The following is a 19,235-nucleotide window of genomic DNA, read 5'->3' as shown; positions in this document are numbered from 1 at the left end:
CTATATCAAAAAAGGTCGGGATTTTTTCCCAACCTTTACTTTTTTATGTTATACAACTCCTTGAGCCAACATAGCTTCTGCTACTTTTACGAAGCCGGCAATATTAGCACCTTTTACGTAGTTTACATAGCCATCTTCGTCTTTTCCGTAGTCTCTGCAAGCTTTGTGAATACCAATCATGATTTCCTTCAATCTTGCGTCTACTTCTTCAGAAGTCCAGTTAAGGCGGATAGAGTTCTGAGTCATTTCTAATCCTGATGTAGCCACACCTCCGGCATTGGAAGCCTTACCAGGAGAAAATAATACTTTATTATCTAAGAAATAGTTGATCGCATCTAATGTAGAAGGCATGTTAGCCGCTTCAGTTACACAGATACATCCGTTTTCAACTAATTTTCTTGCGTCATCTAAATCTAATTCGTTTTGAGTTGCAGAAGGGAAAGCTACATCACACTTCACATCCCAAGGACGTTTTCCTGCATGGAATTCAGCAGATGGATATTTTTTCGCATAATCTTCAGCTCTGTTGTTTCCTGAAGATCTAAGCTCTAACAAATAATCAATCTTTTCTCCGCTGATACCATCTTTATCGTAGATATATCCGTCCGGACCTGAGATGGTTACTACTTTAGCCCCAAGCTCAGTTGCTTTTTTAATAACTCCCCACGCTACGTTTCCGAAACCTGATACCGTTACAATTTTATCCTTGAAATCCTGTCCGATCGTTTTAAGCATCTGCTCAGCGAAGTATACAACACCATATCCTGTAGCTTCAGGACGGATTAATGATCCTCCGTAAGCAAGACCTTTTCCTGTAAGAACTCCGGTAAACTCGTTTCTGATTTTCTTGTACTGTCCGAATAAATATCCGATTTCTCTTGCTCCTACACCAATATCTCCTGCAGGTACATCTGTTTCAGGGCCAATGTGCTTGCACAATTCTGTCATGAAAGCCTGGCAGAAACGCATTACTTCCATATCAGATTTGCCTTGCGGATCGAAATCCGAACCTCCTTTACCACCTCCCATTGGAAGTGTTGTTAAAGAGTTTTTGAATACTTGCTCGAAAGCTAAGAATTTTAGAACGGATAGGTTTACAGTAGGGTGGAAACGGATTCCTCCTTTGTATGGTCCAATAGCAGAGTTCATCTGAATTCTGAAACCTCTGTTAACCTGAATTTCTCCTTTGTCATCAACCCATGGAACTCTGAAAATAATAATTCTTTCAGCTTCAGCCATTCTTTCAAGCAGCTTCATTCCGGTATATTCTTTTTTAGTAGCAATGAATGGAATTACAGTTACGGCAACTTCTTTTACGGCCTGTAAGAATTCCGGTTCGTTAGGATTTTTTGCTTCAATTTTTGCAATAAACTCTTGGATTTTCTGGTCAATATTATATTGTTCCATATATTAAGGTTGAATATTATTGTCAACAAATTTAATTTTTTTTTCAAGATTCACAACACTATATTTTAACATTGTTAAAAATTAAATAATAATGTTTCGTAATATTATTAAATTAATAATTCGCGAGTAAATTTTATTAAAAATGAAATGTTATGTGTGAAATAATGCAATATTAAGAAATCATTAAATATCAAATTGCCATAAATTGCCTCCCGGAAAATGATTTTACTTTCCCTAAAAGTTCCAATTCTAAAATTATCGGGAGAATTTTGTAAGGGGAAGCTTCCATTTTCTGTGACATGTCATCCAAAGAAATCTGCGGATGTTCTTTAATGATCTGATATATTATTTGTTGATTTTCAGATAATTGTACACTGGTCTCGCTATAAGGAAATAACTCTTCTATTTTTTCTTTCGGATCATTAAACCCAAGCATGCTGATTAGATCTTTTATAGTGGAAATGGCAATGGCTTTATTATGGAATATCAACTGATTACATCCCTGGCTGGTTGGTTCTGTAATTTTTCCGGGCAGGGCAAATACGTCACGGTTATAATCATTGGCAAAGGTAGCTGTACTTACCGAGCCGCCTCCAAATCCAGTTTCTACTACGATGGTTGCAGGAGACATCCCCGCAACAATTCTGTTTCTCTGAATGAAGTTTTCCCGGTCAGGCTTTTTTGAAGAACTGAATTCTGTGATTAATGCTCCTCCTTCGTCTATTATTTTTTCGGAAAGGCGTTTGTTTTTTGAAGGGTATAAAAATTGAAAACCATGAGCCAAAACTCCTACAGTAGGTTTCCGGGTGCGGATAGACTGCTCGTGAACCTCTTTGTCTACTCCCAAGGCCAGTCCGCTCACTGACATCAATGAAGAAGGGAGTAAAGCCTCAAAAAAGTCTTCAATAAATTGCCGGCCATATGAAGTAATGTTGCGGGTTCCCACAATACTCAATTTTGGAAGAGCATCATTAATCTGACCTTTTTGATAGAGAATGGCTGGAGAGTCATTGCAATGGCGAAGAAGTGAAGGCGTTTCATTAAGGTGTCTTAATCTGATCTGGATATTATTTTTTTCGCAAAAATTTAATTCATATTCTGCGAATTTCAAATGAGCTTCATTGCCAATATCTGAAACTGTTTTTTGTCCTATACCTTCCAGGTTCTTATAGTCTTTCTTTGCTCTTTTCCATGCTTCCTGAGCGCTTCCGAATGTACGGACAAGCCTGTGAAAATGAATGTCGCCGATCTGGCTGCATTCGCGGAGGGCAATGGCATATAAATATTCTTCGGAGATCATGTGTGTTTTTTTCAAATGTAAGGAAATAAGTTTTATTTTCTCCTCAATTCCTCCAGATGATCCCAGATATCATCTCTTTTTTTATAAGGAAGCTCCATAAAATCTTCAGGATGGTTTTCCTTATATTCCTGCCACAGCTTATCATCTTTTTCACTGTAATAATTAGGAAATTCCCAAATGAATTTTTTCTTCTTTTCACCTATATTTTTAAAGGAAAATGCAATGATACTTCCTACTACTGCGCCTGAAAGGTGAGCCTGCCACGAAATTTTACTGGGTTCCTGCATATTATAGAATAGTTCTTCAGGAAGCATTCCCCATACTAAGCTTCCATAATAGAGCACAACAAGCATGGAAATGGTCAGAAGTTTGGTATTCCATTTGAATACCCCGCTGAAGAATAGGAAAAATGCGAGAACATATACTACACCGCTGGCTCCGATGGTACATGTATACATATAGTCGCCGGTGAGAATGTCAATAGGGGGAAGAAGCCATACCAGAAGTCCCGTGGCCAGCCATCCGATTATAAACACTTTGTTCGCTACTACAGGATAAAACTGATAGAGCAGAAACATCAGCGCAGCTATTGGAATAGAATTCCCTATGATATGATCAATATTTCCATGCAGAAGAGGGGAAGTAACCACACCAAGCAGTCCTTCCGGCAGGAGTGGTATGATGGCTCCAAAACAGCTTTGAAAAAAGCCCTGCGTTTGTAAAAAATACCCGAACCACATCGCGGAAAGCATCAGCAATGGGTATATAACCGCTCTTTTGGAAATTACGTTTTTAAACATGAAGATTTTATGTCAAATCAAAAGCCAATGATAAATTTCGGAAAAATTGGCGACGAATTCCCTTCTACTTATCTGATTTTAAGACAAAAAGTTTCAAATTTATTTTTTAAACTTATTATTTTGGCACTGATTTTATAGAAATATTTGTTGTAAGTATTTAAAATTTAATAAAATTAGATTCTTTAAAGCCGTTTTTAGCTTTAAAAAAAATTATATTAATATTTTTGCAATGAAAATTATTTAGAGTAATGAAGAAGTTTTTATTGATTCTTTCCTTTTTTGTGGGAATGTATGCAAGTGCACAAGAAGAATTGAAAAAAGATTCCGTAGTGGTAGACACAGTAAGATACTGGTCGGTTTTAGGAAAAAACACATTAATGATTAACCAGGCTGCCTTTTCAAACTGGGTAGGAGGGGGAGCCAATAACGTAGGTTGGCTTGCCGGAGCGAATTACAACATTACCTATGAAAAAGACAAAGATCTTTGGGAGAATATCATTATTCTAGGTTACGGGCAAAATGATACGAAAGGGCTTGGAATCAGGAAAACTCAGGATGTTATTAATGTTTCTACCAATTATGGGAGAAAGTTTTCAAAAAGCTGGTATTTCTCTTTAGGCGCCGGATTACAGTCACAGTTTGCGGCAGGATATGAGGATGGAAACAATCCTGAAGCAAAAAAAATCTCAAACTTTATGGCACCCGGTTACCTGAACCTTGGTATGGGTATTACGTACAGGCCGAATGATGATCTTACGGTGACCTTACGCCCTACCAACGCCAGATGGACTTTTGTATTGGATAAAGATCTTCAGACAGCAGGTAGCTATGGTTTGAAGAGCGATGGTGATACTTCATTACTGCAGTTCGGTTTTCTGGGGACGGCTGTATACAAGCTGAAGATAATGGAAGATATCTACTTAACAAATACGGCTTCTGTATTTTCAAATTACCTTGATCACCCGGAAAGACTGGTTCTGGCATATGGAGCATTGCTTAACCTTAAAGTGAACAAGTATATTTCATCCAATGTAACGGTAGATTTGTTATATGATCATAACCAGATAGAAAAAACACAGCTGAAGCAAACCCTTGGAATTGGTTTTGCCTATACATTAAATAATGGTGTAAAACGTTCTGACCGTAAAGACAGCCAGTGGTGGATAAAAAAATAAGACAATATCTCTGTATTCCAATAAAAAGCACTTCAGAAATGAGGTGTTTTTTTGTTTCCAAATTACTGTAATTTTAAGTTGATTTAAGTTTGGTTTATGGAAATATACAACTTAAATGATTTATTATCAAATGATTATAGGTGTTAATTTACTGTTGTTAAATTCATTTTATAGTGAATTTTATTCCGGCAAAGATTATTATTTATACATTTGTAATAAATCGACATTATGAAAAAACTTTTATTGATCAGTTCTATTTCTTTAGGGGCTGCAGCAATGGCTCAGGAAACTAAAACAGAAGCTCCGGCAACAGATACTGTAAAAGCCTGGTCTATTCAGGGGCAAAACACATTAATGCTTAATCAGGCGGCCTTTTCCAATTGGGTAGGCGGTGGAGCCAATAACGTGGGATGGCTTGCCGGTGTCAATTACAATCTTACTTATGAAAAAGGGAAAGATCTTTGGGAAAACATCATTATCCTTGGTTATGGACAAAACAACACACAGGGAACAGGTGTAAGAAAGACTCAGGATGTTATCAATCTTTCTACCAATTACGGACGAGAGTTTGCCAAACACTGGTATTTCTCGGCGGGTGCAGGTCTTCAGACGCAGTTCGCACCGGGGTATGAAGATGGGAATAATCCTGATGCTAAAAAGATTTCTAATTTTATGGCGCCCGGATACCTGAATTTAGGGGCTGGAGTTACTTACCGTCCTAATGATAATCTTACGGTAACATTGCGTCCGGCGAATGCGAGATGGACATTTGTTTTGGACAGTGATCTTCAGAAAGCAGGAACCTATGGCCTTAAAAACGACGGAGATTCTTCTCTTTTCCAATTCGGTTTCCTCGGTACGGCAATGTATAAGCTGAAAATTATGGAGAACATTAGCTTGCTGAATACGGCTTCTGTATTCTCGAATTATCTTGACCACCCTGAAAGACTTGTTCTGGGATACAGCGGAGTTTTGAGCATGAAAATCAATAAATATATCTCTACGAATGTTACTCTTGATCTTTTGTATGATCATAATCAGATCTGGAAAACTCAGTTGAAGCAGACACTAGGCGTGGGATTGGCTTACAATTTTGATAACGGTAAGAAACGATCAGATAATAAAGGAAATCAGGACTGGCTGAAAAAATAAGACAGAAAGGATTATAATCAATAAAAAAAGCACTTCAAAATGAAGTGCTTTTGTGTATCAATATATAAGTCTTAGAATTCTATATCAACTTCCAGTTTCTCTGCCAACAACTTTGAAATTTTCTCTTTTAGAGGTTCTATATCAATGTTCTGCATTGCATCATTGGCAAAAGCATATAAAAGTAATGCCTGTGCCTCCTTTTTAGAAATTCCTCTTGCTCTCAGGTAGAATAAAGCATCTTCATTCAGTTGGCCTACTGTACAGCCGTGAGAACATTTTACATCATCAGCAAAGATCTCTAACTGAGGTTTGGTATCAATACTAGCCCCTTCACTTAGCAATACGTTGTTATTCTGCTGATAAGCGTTTGTCTTCTGAGCAATTTTATCAACGAAAACTTTTCCATTGAAAACCCCGTGCGCATTACCGTCAAAGATACCTTTATAGTTCTGGTAACTTTCACAGTTCGGGAAGTTGTGGTGAACTGCCGTGTGATGGTCTACCAACTGATCTTTCCCGATGATTGTGATTCCGTTCATGAATGAATTGATATTAGATCCATTATGAATAAAATCAAGGTTGTTTCTTACCAATTTACCGCCGAAAGAGAAAGTATTAACAGTTGTTAAGCTGTCTTTCTCCTGTCTTGCAAAAGTATTGTCAATAAGGTAAGTTGTGTTGTTGTCATTTTGAAGCTTGTGCCAGTCTGCTTTTGCATTAGGGTAGGTAAAGATCTCCGTTACAGAGTTTGTCAATACATAAGTGCTGTCAAAATTATGGTGGCTTTCAATCACTTCTACTTTTGCTCCTTCTTCTACAATCAAAAGGTTTCTTGTATTATAGAATGTATTTTCCTCCTGATTTTGAGAAATATAAAAAACGTGGATTGGTTTTTCAATCACTACATTTTTAGGAACTTTCAGGAAGAAACCATACTTGCAATAAGCAAGGTTAAGGTTGGTAAACGCTTGTTCTTGAGAAGCAATGGTATTGAAATATTTTTCAAAAACCTCTTTATGCCTGTCGTCATTCAATGCATAATTGAATGAAAGAAATTCTACATTTTCAATAGAAACTTTAGAAAGTTCTTTGTGAAGTTTACCGTTTACAAAAACAATCCAATCAAAATTTTCTTCCCCAAGGTGCAGTTCGTCAAACTGTTCTTTGGTGATATTGTGGCTCTCTTTCGGGAAGAAGTTGTAGCTTTTTTCCGTGATCTCCTTTAGATTGGTATATTTATATTCTTCGTCTTTTTTTGTAGGAAAACCTAGGTTGGCAAATCTTTGAAGAGCAGCTTTTCTGCTGTCGTCCAGAAATCTGTGACGAAGACTCTCCAAAAATTCATTATGGTTCTCTATAATTTGTTCTTTTAAACTCATTGTTTATTTGAAATTTGAAATTTGAGATTTGAAATTATGAGCGGTTAAATTTATTTCCGTTATGTTCAGTAGCTTTTAAATACTTCATAAAACCTGAAATCATTTTTGATTAATCCGCATAATCTTTTTTCAAATCATTAAATTCATTCTCGTTAATAAAATCTCTATCAAATGCTCTGATCAACTGAGATCTTACTTCTCCACATGATCCTTTCGACATAGATAAAAAATTAATAAACTCTTTATTTCCTTCCCTTTCAAAGCCTTCTGCATTACAGAAGCAGATGAACGGTCGATTTGATTTTTAATATTTTGACTGCAATTTGAATTTTGTATTAGTGAGATGAAAATTTTTTGGCATAATTCCCCGGATTTTTCCATATATCTAAATCCTCAAAATTATTTATAGTGGCCATAATTTCAAATCTCAAATATTTAATTTCAAATTAATTAAGAAGCCAGTCGTACCCTTTTTCTTCAAGCTCTAATGCTAAAGATTTATCACCTGTTTTGATGATTTTTCCATCTGCTAAAACGTGAACAAAATCAGGCTGGATATAGTTTAGCAATCTCTGATAGTGGGTAATCAAAAGAACTGCATTTCCTTCATTTTTAAAGTGGTTTACTCCATCTGCAACGATTCTTAAGGCATCAATATCCAATCCGGAATCAGTTTCATCCAGAATCGCTAATTTAGGATCAAGCATCATCATCTGGAAGATCTCGTTTCTTTTCTTTTCACCTCCTGAGAATCCTTCATTCAGTGATCTTGAAAGGAAATCTTTCTTAATTCCCAGTTTTTCAGACTTCTCACGGATTAATGCAAGCATTTCTTTAGCAGGCATCTCTTCCAGTCCGTTTGCTTTTCTTGTTTCATTCAAAGCAGCTTTGATAAAGTTCGTTACAGAAACTCCCGGAATTTCCACTGGATACTGGAAAGAAAGGAAAATTCCTTTGTGGGCTCTGTCTTCAGGAGCATCTTCACTGATATCTTCTCCCTGGAAAAGAATCTCTCCACCAGTTACTTCATAATCTTCCTTTCCGGCGATTACAGAAGATAGAGTAGATTTTCCGGCTCCGTTCGGCCCCATAATAGCGTGAACTTCGCCCGGCTTTATTTCAAGATTAATACCTTTTAATATTTCTGCGCCATCTTCAATTTTGGCGTGAAGGTCTTTAATTTGTAACATTCTTGCTAACTTTTGCTTTTTATAATTGTATGAGCTTCCTTCCTGTAAATATTGTCTTTATCCGGAACATTTCCTGGGCAGACGGGTTGGAGCTTTTTATATTTTATGTTTGTTATAATCTCCTGTGAAGATTACAATTTATAACCGTATAAAACAGTTTTTTTGATCTGATAAAAACGCTGAAAACCTTGCCAATAAATCAGTTAGTTTTTCTCTGATAGATCTTTTTGGGGAGAATGGAATTATCCCACAGAACCTTCTAATGAAATCTCAAGTAATTTCTGAGCTTCAATAGCAAATTCCATAGGAAGTTTATTTAAAACTTCTTTGCTGAATCCATTCACAATCAGAGCAATTGCTCTTTCTGTATCAATACCTCTCTGGTTGCAGTAGAAAATCTGGTCTTCCCCGATTTTTGAAGTTGTTGCCTCATGCTCTAACTGCGCTGTAGGGTCTTTGATTTCAATATAAGGGAAAGTATGTGCCCCACACTCATTACCCATCAATAGAGAATCACACTGCGAGAAGTTTCTGGCTCCTTTTGCAGAAGGCATTACTTTCACCTGTCCTCTGTACGAATTTTGAGATTTTCCGGCAGAAATACCTTTTGAGATAATTGTTGATCTGGTATTCTTTCCGATGTGGATCATTTTTGTTCCGGTATCTGCATACTGATGATTGTTGGTAACCGCAATAGAGTAGAACTCTCCGATAGAATTGTCTCCTTTAAGAATACAAGACGGATATTTCCATGTTACTGCAGAACCTGTTTCTACCTGTGTCCAGGAGATTTTTGCATTTCTTTCGCAAAGCCCTCTTTTCGTTACAAAGTTGAATACACCTCCTTTTCCTTCTTCATTACCCGGATACCAGTTCTGAACTGTTGAATATTTAATCTCAGCATTATCTAAGGCGATCAATTCTACAACAGCTGCGTGAAGCTGGTTCTCATCTCTTGACGGTGCTGTACAGCCTTCAAGATAAGAAACATAACTTCCTTCATCTGCCACAAGAAGCGTTCTTTCAAACTGTCCTGTACCAGCCTGATTGATACGGAAATAGGTGGAAAGCTCCATAGGGCATTTTACGCCCTTGGGAATATAGCAGAAACTTCCGTCAGAAAATACTGCGGAATTCAGTGCTGCGTAAAAATTATCTCCTCTTGGAACTACTTTACCCAGATATTTTCTCACTAAATCCGGATGGTTTTTAATAGCCTCAGAGATGGAACAGAAAATAATTCCTTTTTCTGCCAATGTATCCTGGAAAGTGGTTTTCACAGAAATTGAGTCCATTACGATATCTACGGCAACTCCTGAAAGTCTTTTTTGCTCTTCGATATTAATCCCTAGCTTTTCAAATGTTTTCAATAACTCAGGATCCACTTCGTCAAGACTGGCCAGTTCAGGCTTTACTTTAGGAGCAGCATAGTAACGGATTGCCTGAAAATCCGGCTTTTCATAATTGATATTGGCCCATTCAGGCTCTACCATTTTCTGCCAGATTTTAAAAGACTCCAATCGCCATTCAGTCATCCACTCCGGCTCCTCTTTTTTAGCAGAGATGGCACGGATGATGTCCTCATTTAAACCGATCGGGAAATCTTCATAATCAATCTTCGTTTCCCAACCGAATTCATATTTTTTATTTTCTAGATCGACTCTTAAATCGTCTTCTGTATATTTACTCATTATTTTTTTTTAGATTTCAGATTTTCGATTTCAGAAGTCAGAAAAGTTCTGAGGTCTGAAATCTAGAATCCAATGTCTTTTTCTAAAGACTAAATGATTCTCCACATCCACATGTTCTGGATGCATTAGGGTTATTAAAAACAAACCCTTTCCCGTTCAATCCTCCTGAATACTCAAGAGTTGTTCCTGCCAGATAAAGGATGGATTTTTTATCTATAATAATTTTAATGTTATTATCTTCAAATATCTGATCTGCGTCTGTTTTTTGGTTATCAAACTTTAAAACATACTCTAAACCAGAGCATCCACCGCTTTTCACCCCTACTCTTATATAATCTTCAGCAGGGTTAAAACCATCTTCCGTCATCAACTGGATGGCTTTCTCCTTTGCATAGTCTGATACTTTTATCATTGTATTTATTTAGAATGATTTAATGATGCAAAAATACGAACTAATTTCCGCAATCTCAAATCGAAGATATCTATTTTAATGATTCTTATATTAATAGCTCTGTAAAGAGGGAGGAATTATGTTAAAAAAAGATAAATACAGCCATTCAATGAGAAGATATTCTTACAGGTTTTAACCTTGAATCTTATTTTTGATCTATAAAGAAAATTGGTAATGAGACAAAAAACAGTTGCTTTTTTTGTGTTGCTTTTCGCAGCAATGTCTTACGGTCAAACCACACGATATGTATACGAGACACTGGTAAATCCGGATTCCATCAATCTGGTAAGTATGAAAAGTGAGCGGACTTTTCTGGATGTTAAAGGAGACCGTTCTTTATTTATCAGTGAAAATAAACTAAAAAGAGATTCTCTTTTTTTGGCGCTCAGATCAGAAGCGAAAGAAAATGATAAAAAAGAAGAAAAAGATTTTTCGAAGAGAGAGGGAAAAAAACCTGTCGAACCAACTTTTTTTGAATATTTTATTACCAAAGCCATTCCGGAACAGAAAGTGTATTACTATGAGAGGGCAGCCGGAAAACAAATTTATTATCAGGAAGACAGACCTGTAAAATGGGAAGTGACCCATGGTATAGAAAAACAAAACGGATATCCCGCCCAGAAAGCCGTTGCAGAGTTCGGAGGAAGAGTGTGGACAGCGTGGTTCACCAAGGAAATTCCACTGTCTGACGGACCCTACAAATTTTCGGGATTACCGGGATTGATTGTAAAGCTTGAAGATGATAAAGGAGATTATAAATTTGATCTTGTTAATAAGATTACAGTTAAAAATGCTTTTGAAGAACAGATAAGTTCTGATGCCAAGCTAAGTACAAGAACCAATTTTCATGGTGATAAAGCTGCCTTGGAATTAGAGTTTGGGAAAAATAGAAAGGCAGTTGCTGGCTATAACGGAGTAGGAAATATGAATATGGGAGGTGGAAGACATGGAGGCGGCATGGGCCGCGGAATGAATGGAGGAGGAATGAGAGGCGGCGGCCACGGCGGTGGAATGCACAGAGGCGGAATGGCTGGAGACAGCCAGGGAAGTATGACATCACAAAGTTCATCTGTAGAAATGCCTTCGTTTACCAATACTGCACAAAATCCAATTGAATTAAAATAAATAAAATATAAATGAAAAAATTAGGTATTATCGCATTAGCACTCTTCATACAGAATGTTTCTGCACAAACAAACCGGTTTGTGTATCAGGTGACTATGAAGCCTGATGCTGAAAATAAATCAGATATCAAGACTGAAAACGCCTATCTGGATATTTCCCCTGAAAAATCTGTATTTTACTCTGAAAACAGGATCAAAAGAGATTCTATTATGCAAAAGGCATTTCAGGGCGGAGGCGGAAGAGGAAGTATCAACAGAGAACAGATGGAGGGTTTAAGATCCAATATCAATTATTCTGTGGAAAAAGACAAAACAAACCAAAAGACGTATTTTAAAGACAGAATCGGGCGTGATCTTTATTCGTATGAGGAAGACAGACCTCTGAACTGGAAAATTGAGTCAGAAACCAGAAAAATAGGAGAGTATAAAGTTCAGAAAGCTGAAACTGATTTTGGAGGAAGAAAATGGACCGCCTGGTTTACAACGGATCTTCCCTATCAGGATGGGCCCTATAAATTTGGCGGACTTCCGGGGCTGATTGTAAAAATAGAAGATGATAAAGGAGATTATTCCTTTGACTTAATGAAGAATTATAAAATTGCTGAATTTCCTACTTTGAATCAGTTTGGAAATGCAGTAAAAGTAAAAAGAACAGATTATCTGAAACAGCAGCAAAAATTTAGAACAGATCCCATGTCATTCATGAACCAAAGCGGTGGCGGACAAGGCGGGTTTTCAATGACTGTGAGAGCTGGCGGCGGTGGAAGAGGTCCTGGGGGTGGCGGAAACCCAAACCCTGCCGATATGAGAAAGAGAATGGAGGAAAGGGTAAAAGATGAAGCTAAGAAAAACTCTAATCCAATCGAACTGCAATAAAAATAAAAAACCCTGAAAATATTTCAGGGTTTTTATATTTTGTTATAGATGATCAGGGCAATACATAAAGTTATGTGCAAATGTCTGCAGTTTTTGAATCCATAGAGCTGAAGCTCCAGGTCTTCTGTCTTCTACATTGTATGAATGACATGGTGTATGCTTCATTCCACCCCCGATATTTTTCATTGCATCTTTAGAAAGCTTAACAGCTTTGTTCTCAAAATTTTTTTTGGTTTTCATTGAAATTAGTTTTATAAACCACTAATATATAAAAATTATTTCAATAATTGGTTGAAAGTATCTCCCTGTCTGATGTCTCCGGTGTTATATCCTTTCATAAACCATTCTTTACGCTGTGCAGAAGACCCGTGAGTAAAACTTTCCTGATTTACATATCCCTGTGCTCTTTTCTGAATATTATCATCTCCTACCGCCTCTGCAGCATCAATTGCTGACTCAATGTCTCCGGGTTCAAGGATATGCTTGCTGTCATTGGTTCTTTTTGCCCATACTCCGGCATAGAAATCTGCCTGGAGCTCTGTTGCTACAGACACTCTGTTCAGCTGTTCTTCAGAATATCTTCCGCTTCTTCTTAGCGCATCCACTTTTTGTGTGGTTCCCAATAGAGTCTGTACATGATGCCCCACTTCGTGAGCAAGAACATAAGCTACTGTAAATTCTGTTACTTTAGCTCCGAATTTCTGCTGAAGTTCATTGAAGAAACTCATATCCATATACACTTTCTGATCAGCAGGACAATAGAAAGGTCCCATGGCAGACTGTGCAGTACCACATGCAGAAGAGGTTGTATTTTCAAAAAGAACTACTTGTGGAGCACTGTAAGTCATTCCATTTTCTTTAAATATCTGATCCCAGGTAAGGATATTCCATTTGGCCATCATATCAACCATTTCTCCGACCTGTTTTTCACCGGCCGTAAGCTCTCTTTGTTCAGTAGGATTTCCTGAAGACTGCATGCTGCCGGAATTCAAAATACCGGATGGGTCACCTCCCAAAAAGAATACGATGGCTGCTATAATAAGAGTTCCAAGTCCTCCTCCTACAATCATACCTCCACTTCCTCCTCCGGAACCACGGCGGTCATCAACGTTTCCGCCTCTGTCGTCTGTCCATTTCATGATAATAAATTTATGTGTTAATTTAAATAATTTACGCCAAACTATAAGCGAAAAATATTTAGATCTTTATCTGTTAAGCTGTTTCGTCTTTAACCAGTACGAAGTAGACTGATAAGCCGATACGGCATCATCTACCAGTTTCTGATCTGCTTTTTTTATTAATTTTTCGTCATAATACAGCTTAAATGCCGGCGGTAGATCGCTTTTTTCCAGTTCCAGAGAATATTGTTTTACTTTTTTTACCGGAGAAATAATCGTAAGACGCCCGTCTTTCACGAACCCCAGATCCTGATAGGTTGCAATATAAGCTTTAGGCTGGAATTCTTTTTTGAATACATCCTGTCCCAGAAATTTAGATTGATAGCTGAAATTCAATAGCCCTAAAACAGTAGGCATCAAGTCGATCTGAGACATCAATCCCTCAAATTTTTGAGCTGGTATAAATCCTTCTGAAAAGACCATCGCGGGAATTCTGTATTTATCCATCGGAAGTTCCGTTTTTCCGGCACTTGAGGCACAGTGGTCTGCAATGATCACAAAAACAGTGTTTTTATACCAATCCTGTTTTTTAGCCATTTCGAAGAACAGTTTAAGAGAGTAGTCGGTATATTTTACGCCTCCTTCACGTGATTTTGCTGTTCCCGGAATATCTATTCTTCCGTCAGGGTAAGTAAATGGCCTGTGATTGGAAACAGTCATCCAGTGATTGAAAAACGGTTTCCCGGATTTTGCTTCAGCATTCATCACCTGAATTGCTTTTTTAGCCATATCTTCATCAGCTACCCCCCAAACATTGGCAAAAGTGATTTCTTCGGGCTTAAAATTGTTTCTGTCTATAATGCCATAGCCGTTTCCGGCGAAGAAGTCCTGCATATTGTCAAAATAGCTGTATCCTCCGTATAGAAACTTGACATCGTATCCTTTGGATTTGAAAACACTTCCGGTTGTAAATTTATTTTTATTATCATCCCGCTTAATGATACTTTCTCCTGCTGTAGGAGGAATACAAAGCGTTAAAGCTTCCAGGCCGCGCACCGTTCTGTTTCCCGTTGCATACAGGTTGGTAAACATCAATGACTTCTCTGCAAGGCTGTCCAGAAAAGGGGTGATTTTTTGAGTGTTGCCATAATGTTCCATGAAATCTGCGGAAAGGCTTTCAATAGAGATCAATACAACATTTTTCTTAACTTCAGGCTGTTCTGCAACCACAGATCTTGAGAGTGTCTGCTGTGGATATTGGCTTAGGAAATTCTTTTCAGCCTGCTGTTGGTTAATCTGTGAATAAAACTGGAAATAATCCAGTTCATTATGAGTAAAGGCCCAGTAGAATTTAGGAAGGCCGTTGGCTTCAATTTCATCTGCAAAAACATTGTCTGACCGGATTTGCATTAAAGATGGTATCGCAAGGGCACTAAGGGCACAAAGGACCATAAAACTGCCTAAAAGCACCATTTTTTGTTTAAAATCTGGCAATTCCAGCAGTTCATCTTTTGTCTTTTTATAAATGAACCATGTGATGGTAAGTGTAATGATCATTATTCCTGAAAATAATGGAATTACAGGATAGCTTTCCATGATATTCCCGATCACTTCATTGGTGTAAATAAGATAATCTACCGCAATGAAATTATAGCGGACTCCAAATTCATTGTAAAAAAAGTATTCGCTGACTCCGTTGAAGATAATCAGAAGAACATAGAGTAATAATGTGATGAAATATAGAGCATTACGAATCTTAATTCTTTGTGCAGGAAGAAAAAGCATCAGTCCGAAGAAAAGGGTTTTTATGCCTACAAAAACTAATGCGATCTCCATAATTGATCCTCCATACTGCTTGAATATATTATTGGGTATAAGCCAGATATAAAGGAAGAACAAAACGAGTGCACTCAAAATAATGTATCCGTAAGGCTTTTTATATTTTGAATCAGACAGAAAGAGGAAGTAAATTGCAAGGATAGAACTGGCCAATATGAAAACAAAAATGTCATTCACCAGACCTATCAGCAAAACTTTTATAACTTCGAAAAACCCAAAACCGGCTGTGGTGATAGGATGAAAAAAGAATACTGTTCTTATTATCAAAGAAACAATAAGATAGAAAACTCCTAAATATAGGAACGGTTTTATTTTGCTTAAAAACATGTATGTACTGTTTTTATTAGTTTTCACAAAGATAGTTTTTGTACAGAACTTTTGAAGCAAAAAAACAAAAACATCCGTTTATTAATTAGATTTATGTTTCAGAGATGCTCTAATAAAAAAGGACTATTAAAAAATAGTCCTGATATTGTGTAAAGGTTGTTCCCGGTTAAGAGTGTCCGAATCCGATATTTCCTTTTTTATCTGATAGTTTCTTTTTGAAATCAATCATTCTTAATGCTGTAACGGCTGCTTCTACCCCTTTGTTTCCAAGATCTCCACCGCTTCTCGCGATAGATTGCTCTTTGGTGTCATCTGTTAATACACAGAAAATAGTTGGAGTATCAGTCATGATGTTGCAGTCTTTTATTCCCTGTGCCACTGCAGAACATACATAGTCAAAATGAGGGGTTTCTCCACGGATTACACATCCGATAGAAATTACTGCATCATATTTTCGCTCTTTGCAAAGCTGCATGCTTGCGTAGCTCAATTCAAAGGCTCCGGGAACAGGGAAAAGTTTGATGTTTTCAGATTTTACTCCTTCTTTCTCAAGTATTTCCAAAGCTGCATCACGAAGATTGTACGTTACAAAATCATTCCACTCAGAAAAAACAATGCCGATAGAAAAATCTTCGGCATTGGTTATATGAAGTGGCTTGTAATCGGAAAGATTAACTGTTGCCATTTTTTAGTAATATTTAGTCATTTCAATATAAGAATCAGACATTCCGTTGTCGTAGTCCTGATATTTCTCGTCAATTGTAGCGAAGTATTTTTTAGCTTCTGCATTTTTCTTCAATCCCAGCGCAACAATTCCAGCTTTTCTTGTGAAGTAGTAGGTGGTGTAAGGATCATCAGAAGCAGTAGCTGCTTTGTCTAACAAAGCTAAAGCCTCATCATTTTTGTTAAGACCTGACTTTGCATCTGCCATAGCTCCGTATTTCATTGCTACTAAAGTTTTGTTATCAGATGAAAACTGGTCTAAAAGATCATAAGCTTCCTGGAATTTTCCTTCTTTGAATTTCAGTAAACCAGCATTATAAGAAGAAAGTTTACCAATTTGTGTAGAAGAATATTCGTTATATGTACCGATAAAACCTGGGTTAGCTGCAGATTTTCCACCCAAAGCATCTTTATCTTTACCTTCAGTAAGACTTTTTTGAGCAGAAAGGAAACTTTTCACAGCTTCAGCATTCTTTGGAGCCACTACAAATTGCTTGTAAGCGAAGAATCCTAAAACGCCTAAGATTAATGCCCCAAATACAAAACCTAGAGGTTTTGAGTATTTTTCAACAAATCTTTCAGTGTTTAAAGCTTCTCTGTCAAGGTCTTTAAAGAACTCAACCGTTTCTTTACCTTCTTGCTCATTCTGAGCACTCTTTCCCAATTTTGCCATAAGTTTTTAAAAATTGAAATGCAAATTTAATTGTTTCTGAATGATTTACAAAATACTTTGTGAGTATTATTGATGAAATGTTGTGAATTGTTATTGGCGAATGAGGGATTTATTAAAAAAAGACGCTCCGGCAGGCTCAGAATGACAACTCTACTACTACCTGTTCTTATTTCACAGTAAATTATTAGCCTTGTCATGCTGAGCTTGTCGAAGCATATATGTCTTACCTTTAATAGCCTAAAATATGGTACACTTCAGCACCAAACTTCTTCAGCTTTTCATCACCATTCAAATCTTTTAATCCGATAAGGAAACTGAACTGGGAAACCGTTGCACCTTGTTTTTCAACCAGCTTTGCAGCGGCTTCTGTAGTGCCTCCCGTTGCCAAAAGATCATCATGAATCAAAACTCTCTGTCCCGGTTTTAGTTGTCCTTCGCGGGTTTCAATGACTGCACTTCCATATTCCAGGTCATATTTTTCTGAAATGACAGGTGGAGGAAGCTTTCCCGCTTTTCTGATTAAAATAAACGGAACTTCCAGTGCTACAGCAATAGCGATTCCGAATAAATAACCTCTGCTTTCTATTCCACAGACTGCATCTACTTTCCCTTTGCTGAAGGCTGCAAGATCTGAAATAACGTCTTCATAAAGTTTCGGATTTAAAAAGATGGGTGAAATATCCTTAAACTGTATTCCCGGAATAGGAAAATCAGGGATATTTTCAATTGTTTCTTCTAATTTTTTGATCAGTTCTGCTGAAGCCATTTATTAATTGATTTTATAGCTGGATATCTTCCAGTCTCCATTTACATTTTTAAGCCCGAAAGTTACTTTTAAGGAAGTGGTTTTCCCGCTTTTATCCGTTACATCATAAGTAGCATTTACGCTTGCACTGTTAGCATTAGCTCCGCTTGTTGTAATGTTCTTTACGCTTACATTTTTTACAGATCCAAAGCCTGAAGTAGGATTGGAGAAAGACTCATAGCTTCCCCAGCTAGGGTTGCTGGCTGTTTCATAAGCTGCTTTTAAATTCTGTGAGCTTACACTGTTCAAAAACTTGCTTACTGTATTTTTGGGATCTGCTGTGGGTTGTTTCGGAGCTGCCGGAGTTGCAGGAGCAGCAGTTGAAGGATCTGTAGCAGTTCCTGTGGTAGCAGATGGATTGTTTGGATCTACTACAGCGCTTGGCTGTTCCGGTACAGCAGTAGTGTCGGTTTTAGGAATGGCAGGAACTTTCAAGGCAGCGGCATTGACGTCAAGTCCGATTTTTGACATTTTAAAAGTTTTTGCAGTTGTTTTTACAGAAACTGTGATATCTATTTTGTTGTCTACCACTTTTGCAGCAGGAATAGAAGAAAATTTCAGGTTGAATCCTTTAAAGTTATTATCCTGCATCAGGTTTTTTGCTGTTGCTAATCTTACCCCGTTACTGAATACTTCAAGAGTCGCTTCAAGACCAGCTCCTGTAAATGAAACAGGATTTCCTGCTGTATCTACAAGTCTGGGAACGATCTGAATAGCTGTAGGTGCACCTGATCCATCATCTCCTGTAGGTCTTGTTACAAGGGTTAATGATCCGGCTTTCACATCATTAGGATCACTCTCTTTGGCTTTATCATCCCCGAAGATATTCATTTCTCCCAGTGACGGCGGGGCAGTACTTGCCCATTCTATTCCGTTTTTCTGTGCCACTTCGTCTGCAAGCGACATGATTTCAGGAACTTTTTTTCCATTAATCAGTTTTCCAAGGGCTTTTAGCTCGTTAATATCACCATCTGCTTCTACACCAAATGTTTTTAGGATATAAAGAGCCTCATTAAACTTAATCTGTTTAATGGTAGGTAAACTGGAAGTCATATCGTTGATACTTGACTGCAGTGTTTTAGTATTCGTAGCATCTACATGATCTTTCTTACATGCTGTAAAAAGCAACAGACTGAAAACAAGTAGAAAAGAAAACTTTTTCATTTTTATTTGGTTTGTTGCAAATTTAATAAAACCTTTATTAA

At 37.3% G+C, this 19,235-nt stretch carries 19 protein-coding genes; 4 read left to right on the top strand and 15 right to left on the bottom strand.

Translation table 11 applies throughout. From position 1 onward, the window contains the following. Positions 1–48 precede the first annotated feature (48 nt). The 3 genes from gdhA to BLW74_RS13725 form a co-directional block, all read right to left on the bottom strand. Positions 49–1,407 carry an NADP-specific glutamate dehydrogenase gene (gdhA, locus tag BLW74_RS13735; RefSeq protein ID WP_062673086.1) on the bottom strand — a complete coding sequence of 453 codons (1,359 nt, stop codon included), beginning with the start codon at positions 1,405–1,407 and terminating at the stop codon, positions 49–51. Positions 1,408–1,597: 190 nt separating this feature from the next. After that, positions 1,598–2,707, bottom strand: coding sequence for a DNA-processing protein DprA (gene dprA / locus BLW74_RS13730; RefSeq protein WP_089693058.1), 1,110 nt, complete (start codon positions 2,705–2,707; stop codon positions 1,598–1,600). Positions 2,708–2,739: 32 nt separating this feature from the next. After that, a complete protein-coding gene (locus BLW74_RS13725) occupies positions 2,740–3,507 on the bottom strand; it encodes a rhomboid family intramembrane serine protease (protein ID WP_089693056.1) in 768 nt (255 codons plus the stop codon). Between the two features lie 248 nt (positions 3,508–3,755). Between BLW74_RS13725 and BLW74_RS13720 the strand changes: the two genes are divergently transcribed. After that, entirely contained in the window at positions 3,756–4,682 is a 927-nt protein-coding gene (locus BLW74_RS13720) for a DUF3078 domain-containing protein (RefSeq protein ID WP_089693055.1), read from the top strand. A gap of 228 nt (positions 4,683–4,910) precedes the next feature. Continuing rightward, a complete protein-coding gene (locus BLW74_RS13715; protein WP_089693053.1) occupies positions 4,911–5,834 on the top strand; it encodes a DUF3078 domain-containing protein in 924 nt (307 codons plus the stop codon). A 71-nt stretch (positions 5,835–5,905) separates the two neighbouring features. Here the strand turns inward: BLW74_RS13715 and sufD are convergent, their stop codons facing one another. From sufD to BLW74_RS13690, 5 genes are all read right to left on the bottom strand, one after another. After that, entirely contained in the window at positions 5,906–7,213 is a 1,308-nt protein-coding gene (gene sufD, locus BLW74_RS13710; RefSeq protein WP_089693050.1) for a Fe-S cluster assembly protein SufD, read from the bottom strand. Positions 7,214–7,322: 109 nt separating this feature from the next. After that, positions 7,323–7,433, bottom strand: coding sequence for a four helix bundle protein (locus BLW74_RS22805; protein ID WP_262487323.1), 111 nt, complete (start codon positions 7,431–7,433; stop codon positions 7,323–7,325). A 226-nt stretch (positions 7,434–7,659) separates the two neighbouring features. After that, a complete protein-coding gene (gene sufC, locus BLW74_RS13700; protein ID WP_089693048.1) occupies positions 7,660–8,403 on the bottom strand; it encodes a Fe-S cluster assembly ATPase SufC in 744 nt (247 codons plus the stop codon). Between the two features lie 242 nt (positions 8,404–8,645). After that, on the bottom strand, positions 8,646–10,094 hold the full coding sequence (gene sufB / locus BLW74_RS13695; protein ID WP_089693046.1) for a Fe-S cluster assembly protein SufB: 1,449 nt from the start codon (positions 10,092–10,094) through the stop codon (positions 8,646–8,648). An 82-nt stretch (positions 10,095–10,176) separates the two neighbouring features. After that, positions 10,177–10,506 (bottom strand): HesB/IscA family protein, encoded by a 330-nt coding sequence (locus tag BLW74_RS13690; protein WP_045491822.1) that lies wholly within the window; start codon positions 10,504–10,506, stop codon positions 10,177–10,179. 213 nt (positions 10,507–10,719) lie between these two features. Between BLW74_RS13690 and BLW74_RS13685 the strand changes: the two genes are divergently transcribed. Next, the gene (locus tag BLW74_RS13685) at positions 10,720–11,670 is read left to right on the top strand and encodes a GLPGLI family protein (RefSeq protein WP_089693044.1); all 951 of its coding nucleotides are present in this window, start codon (positions 10,720–10,722) and stop codon (positions 11,668–11,670) included. Between the two features lie 11 nt (positions 11,671–11,681). Next, positions 11,682–12,545: a GLPGLI family protein gene (locus tag BLW74_RS13680; RefSeq protein WP_089693042.1), complete on the top strand. Its 864-nt coding sequence runs from the start codon at positions 11,682–11,684 to the stop codon at positions 12,543–12,545. Positions 12,546–12,587: 42 nt separating this feature from the next. On the opposite strand, the gene BLW74_RS13675 is transcribed toward BLW74_RS13680, so the two are convergent. The 7 genes from BLW74_RS13675 to BLW74_RS13645 form a co-directional block, all read right to left on the bottom strand. Further along, positions 12,588–12,785, bottom strand: coding sequence for a hypothetical protein (locus tag BLW74_RS13675; RefSeq protein WP_089693040.1), 198 nt, complete (start codon positions 12,783–12,785; stop codon positions 12,588–12,590). 35 nt (positions 12,786–12,820) lie between these two features. Beyond that, positions 12,821–13,684 carry a KPN_02809 family neutral zinc metallopeptidase gene (ypfJ, locus tag BLW74_RS13670; RefSeq protein ID WP_089693038.1) on the bottom strand — a complete coding sequence of 288 codons (864 nt, stop codon included), beginning with the start codon at positions 13,682–13,684 and terminating at the stop codon, positions 12,821–12,823. A gap of 66 nt (positions 13,685–13,750) precedes the next feature. Beyond that, the gene (locus BLW74_RS13665; protein WP_089693036.1) at positions 13,751–15,829 is read right to left on the bottom strand and encodes an LTA synthase family protein; all 2,079 of its coding nucleotides are present in this window, start codon (positions 15,827–15,829) and stop codon (positions 13,751–13,753) included. A gap of 166 nt (positions 15,830–15,995) precedes the next feature. Beyond that, positions 15,996–16,514: a 6,7-dimethyl-8-ribityllumazine synthase gene (gene ribH, locus BLW74_RS13660; RefSeq protein ID WP_002982386.1), complete on the bottom strand. Its 519-nt coding sequence runs from the start codon at positions 16,512–16,514 to the stop codon at positions 15,996–15,998. A 3-nt stretch (positions 16,515–16,517) separates the two neighbouring features. Continuing rightward, positions 16,518–17,225 carry a YfgM family protein gene (locus BLW74_RS13655; protein ID WP_089693034.1) on the bottom strand — a complete coding sequence of 236 codons (708 nt, stop codon included), beginning with the start codon at positions 17,223–17,225 and terminating at the stop codon, positions 16,518–16,520. A gap of 229 nt (positions 17,226–17,454) precedes the next feature. Continuing rightward, entirely contained in the window at positions 17,455–17,991 is a 537-nt protein-coding gene (locus BLW74_RS13650; RefSeq protein WP_089693032.1) for an adenine phosphoribosyltransferase, read from the bottom strand. Positions 17,992–17,994: 3 nt separating this feature from the next. Then, on the bottom strand, positions 17,995–19,194 hold the full coding sequence (locus BLW74_RS13645; protein WP_089693030.1) for a hypothetical protein: 1,200 nt from the start codon (positions 19,192–19,194) through the stop codon (positions 17,995–17,997). Positions 19,195–19,235: the final 41 nt, after the last annotated feature.

The sequence above is a fragment of the Chryseobacterium culicis genome (assembly GCF_900108365.1).
Classification (GTDB): Bacteria; Bacteroidota; Bacteroidia; order Flavobacteriales; family Weeksellaceae; genus Chryseobacterium; species Chryseobacterium culicis.
The sequence above is the reverse complement of the archived record's forward strand: the minus strand, read 5'-3'. Positions and strand labels throughout refer to the sequence as shown.

Coding starts and splice junctions, on each gene's coding strand:
- sufB (WP_089693046.1), bottom strand. CDS start 10,094: ATGAGTAAATATACAGAAGACGATTTAAGAGTCGATCTAGAAAATAAA.
- BLW74_RS13715 (WP_089693053.1), top strand. CDS start 4,911: ATGAAAAAACTTTTATTGATCAGTTCTATTTCTTTAGGGGCTGCAGCA.
- sufC (WP_089693048.1), bottom strand. CDS start 8,403: ATGTTACAAATTAAAGACCTTCACGCCAAAATTGAAGATGGCGCAGAA.
- BLW74_RS13680 (WP_089693042.1), top strand. CDS start 11,682: ATGAAAAAATTAGGTATTATCGCATTAGCACTCTTCATACAGAATGTT.
- BLW74_RS13685 (WP_089693044.1), top strand. CDS start 10,720: ATGAGACAAAAAACAGTTGCTTTTTTTGTGTTGCTTTTCGCAGCAATG.
- ribH (WP_002982386.1), bottom strand. CDS start 16,514: ATGGCAACAGTTAATCTTTCCGATTACAAGCCACTTCATATAACCAAT.
- BLW74_RS13645 (WP_089693030.1), bottom strand. CDS start 19,194: ATGAAAAAGTTTTCTTTTCTACTTGTTTTCAGTCTGTTGCTTTTTACA.
- dprA (WP_089693058.1), bottom strand. CDS start 2,707: ATGATCTCCGAAGAATATTTATATGCCATTGCCCTCCGCGAATGCAGC.
- BLW74_RS13655 (WP_089693034.1), bottom strand. CDS start 17,225: ATGGCAAAATTGGGAAAGAGTGCTCAGAATGAGCAAGAAGGTAAAGAA.
- BLW74_RS13725 (WP_089693056.1), bottom strand. CDS start 3,507: ATGTTTAAAAACGTAATTTCCAAAAGAGCGGTTATATACCCATTGCTG.
- ypfJ (WP_089693038.1), bottom strand. CDS start 13,684: ATGAAATGGACAGACGACAGAGGCGGAAACGTTGATGACCGCCGTGGT.
- sufD (WP_089693050.1), bottom strand. CDS start 7,213: ATGAGTTTAAAAGAACAAATTATAGAGAACCATAATGAATTTTTGGAG.
- BLW74_RS13665 (WP_089693036.1), bottom strand. CDS start 15,829: ATGTTTTTAAGCAAAATAAAACCGTTCCTATATTTAGGAGTTTTCTAT.
- BLW74_RS13690 (WP_045491822.1), bottom strand. CDS start 10,506: ATGATAAAAGTATCAGACTATGCAAAGGAGAAAGCCATCCAGTTGATG.
- gdhA (WP_062673086.1), bottom strand. CDS start 1,407: ATGGAACAATATAATATTGACCAGAAAATCCAAGAGTTTATTGCAAAA.
- BLW74_RS13720 (WP_089693055.1), top strand. CDS start 3,756: ATGAAGAAGTTTTTATTGATTCTTTCCTTTTTTGTGGGAATGTATGCA.
- BLW74_RS13675 (WP_089693040.1), bottom strand. CDS start 12,785: ATGAAAACCAAAAAAAATTTTGAGAACAAAGCTGTTAAGCTTTCTAAA.
- BLW74_RS22805 (WP_262487323.1), bottom strand. CDS start 7,433: ATGTCGAAAGGATCATGTGGAGAAGTAAGATCTCAGTTGATCAGAGCA.
- BLW74_RS13650 (WP_089693032.1), bottom strand. CDS start 17,991: ATGGCTTCAGCAGAACTGATCAAAAAATTAGAAGAAACAATTGAAAAT.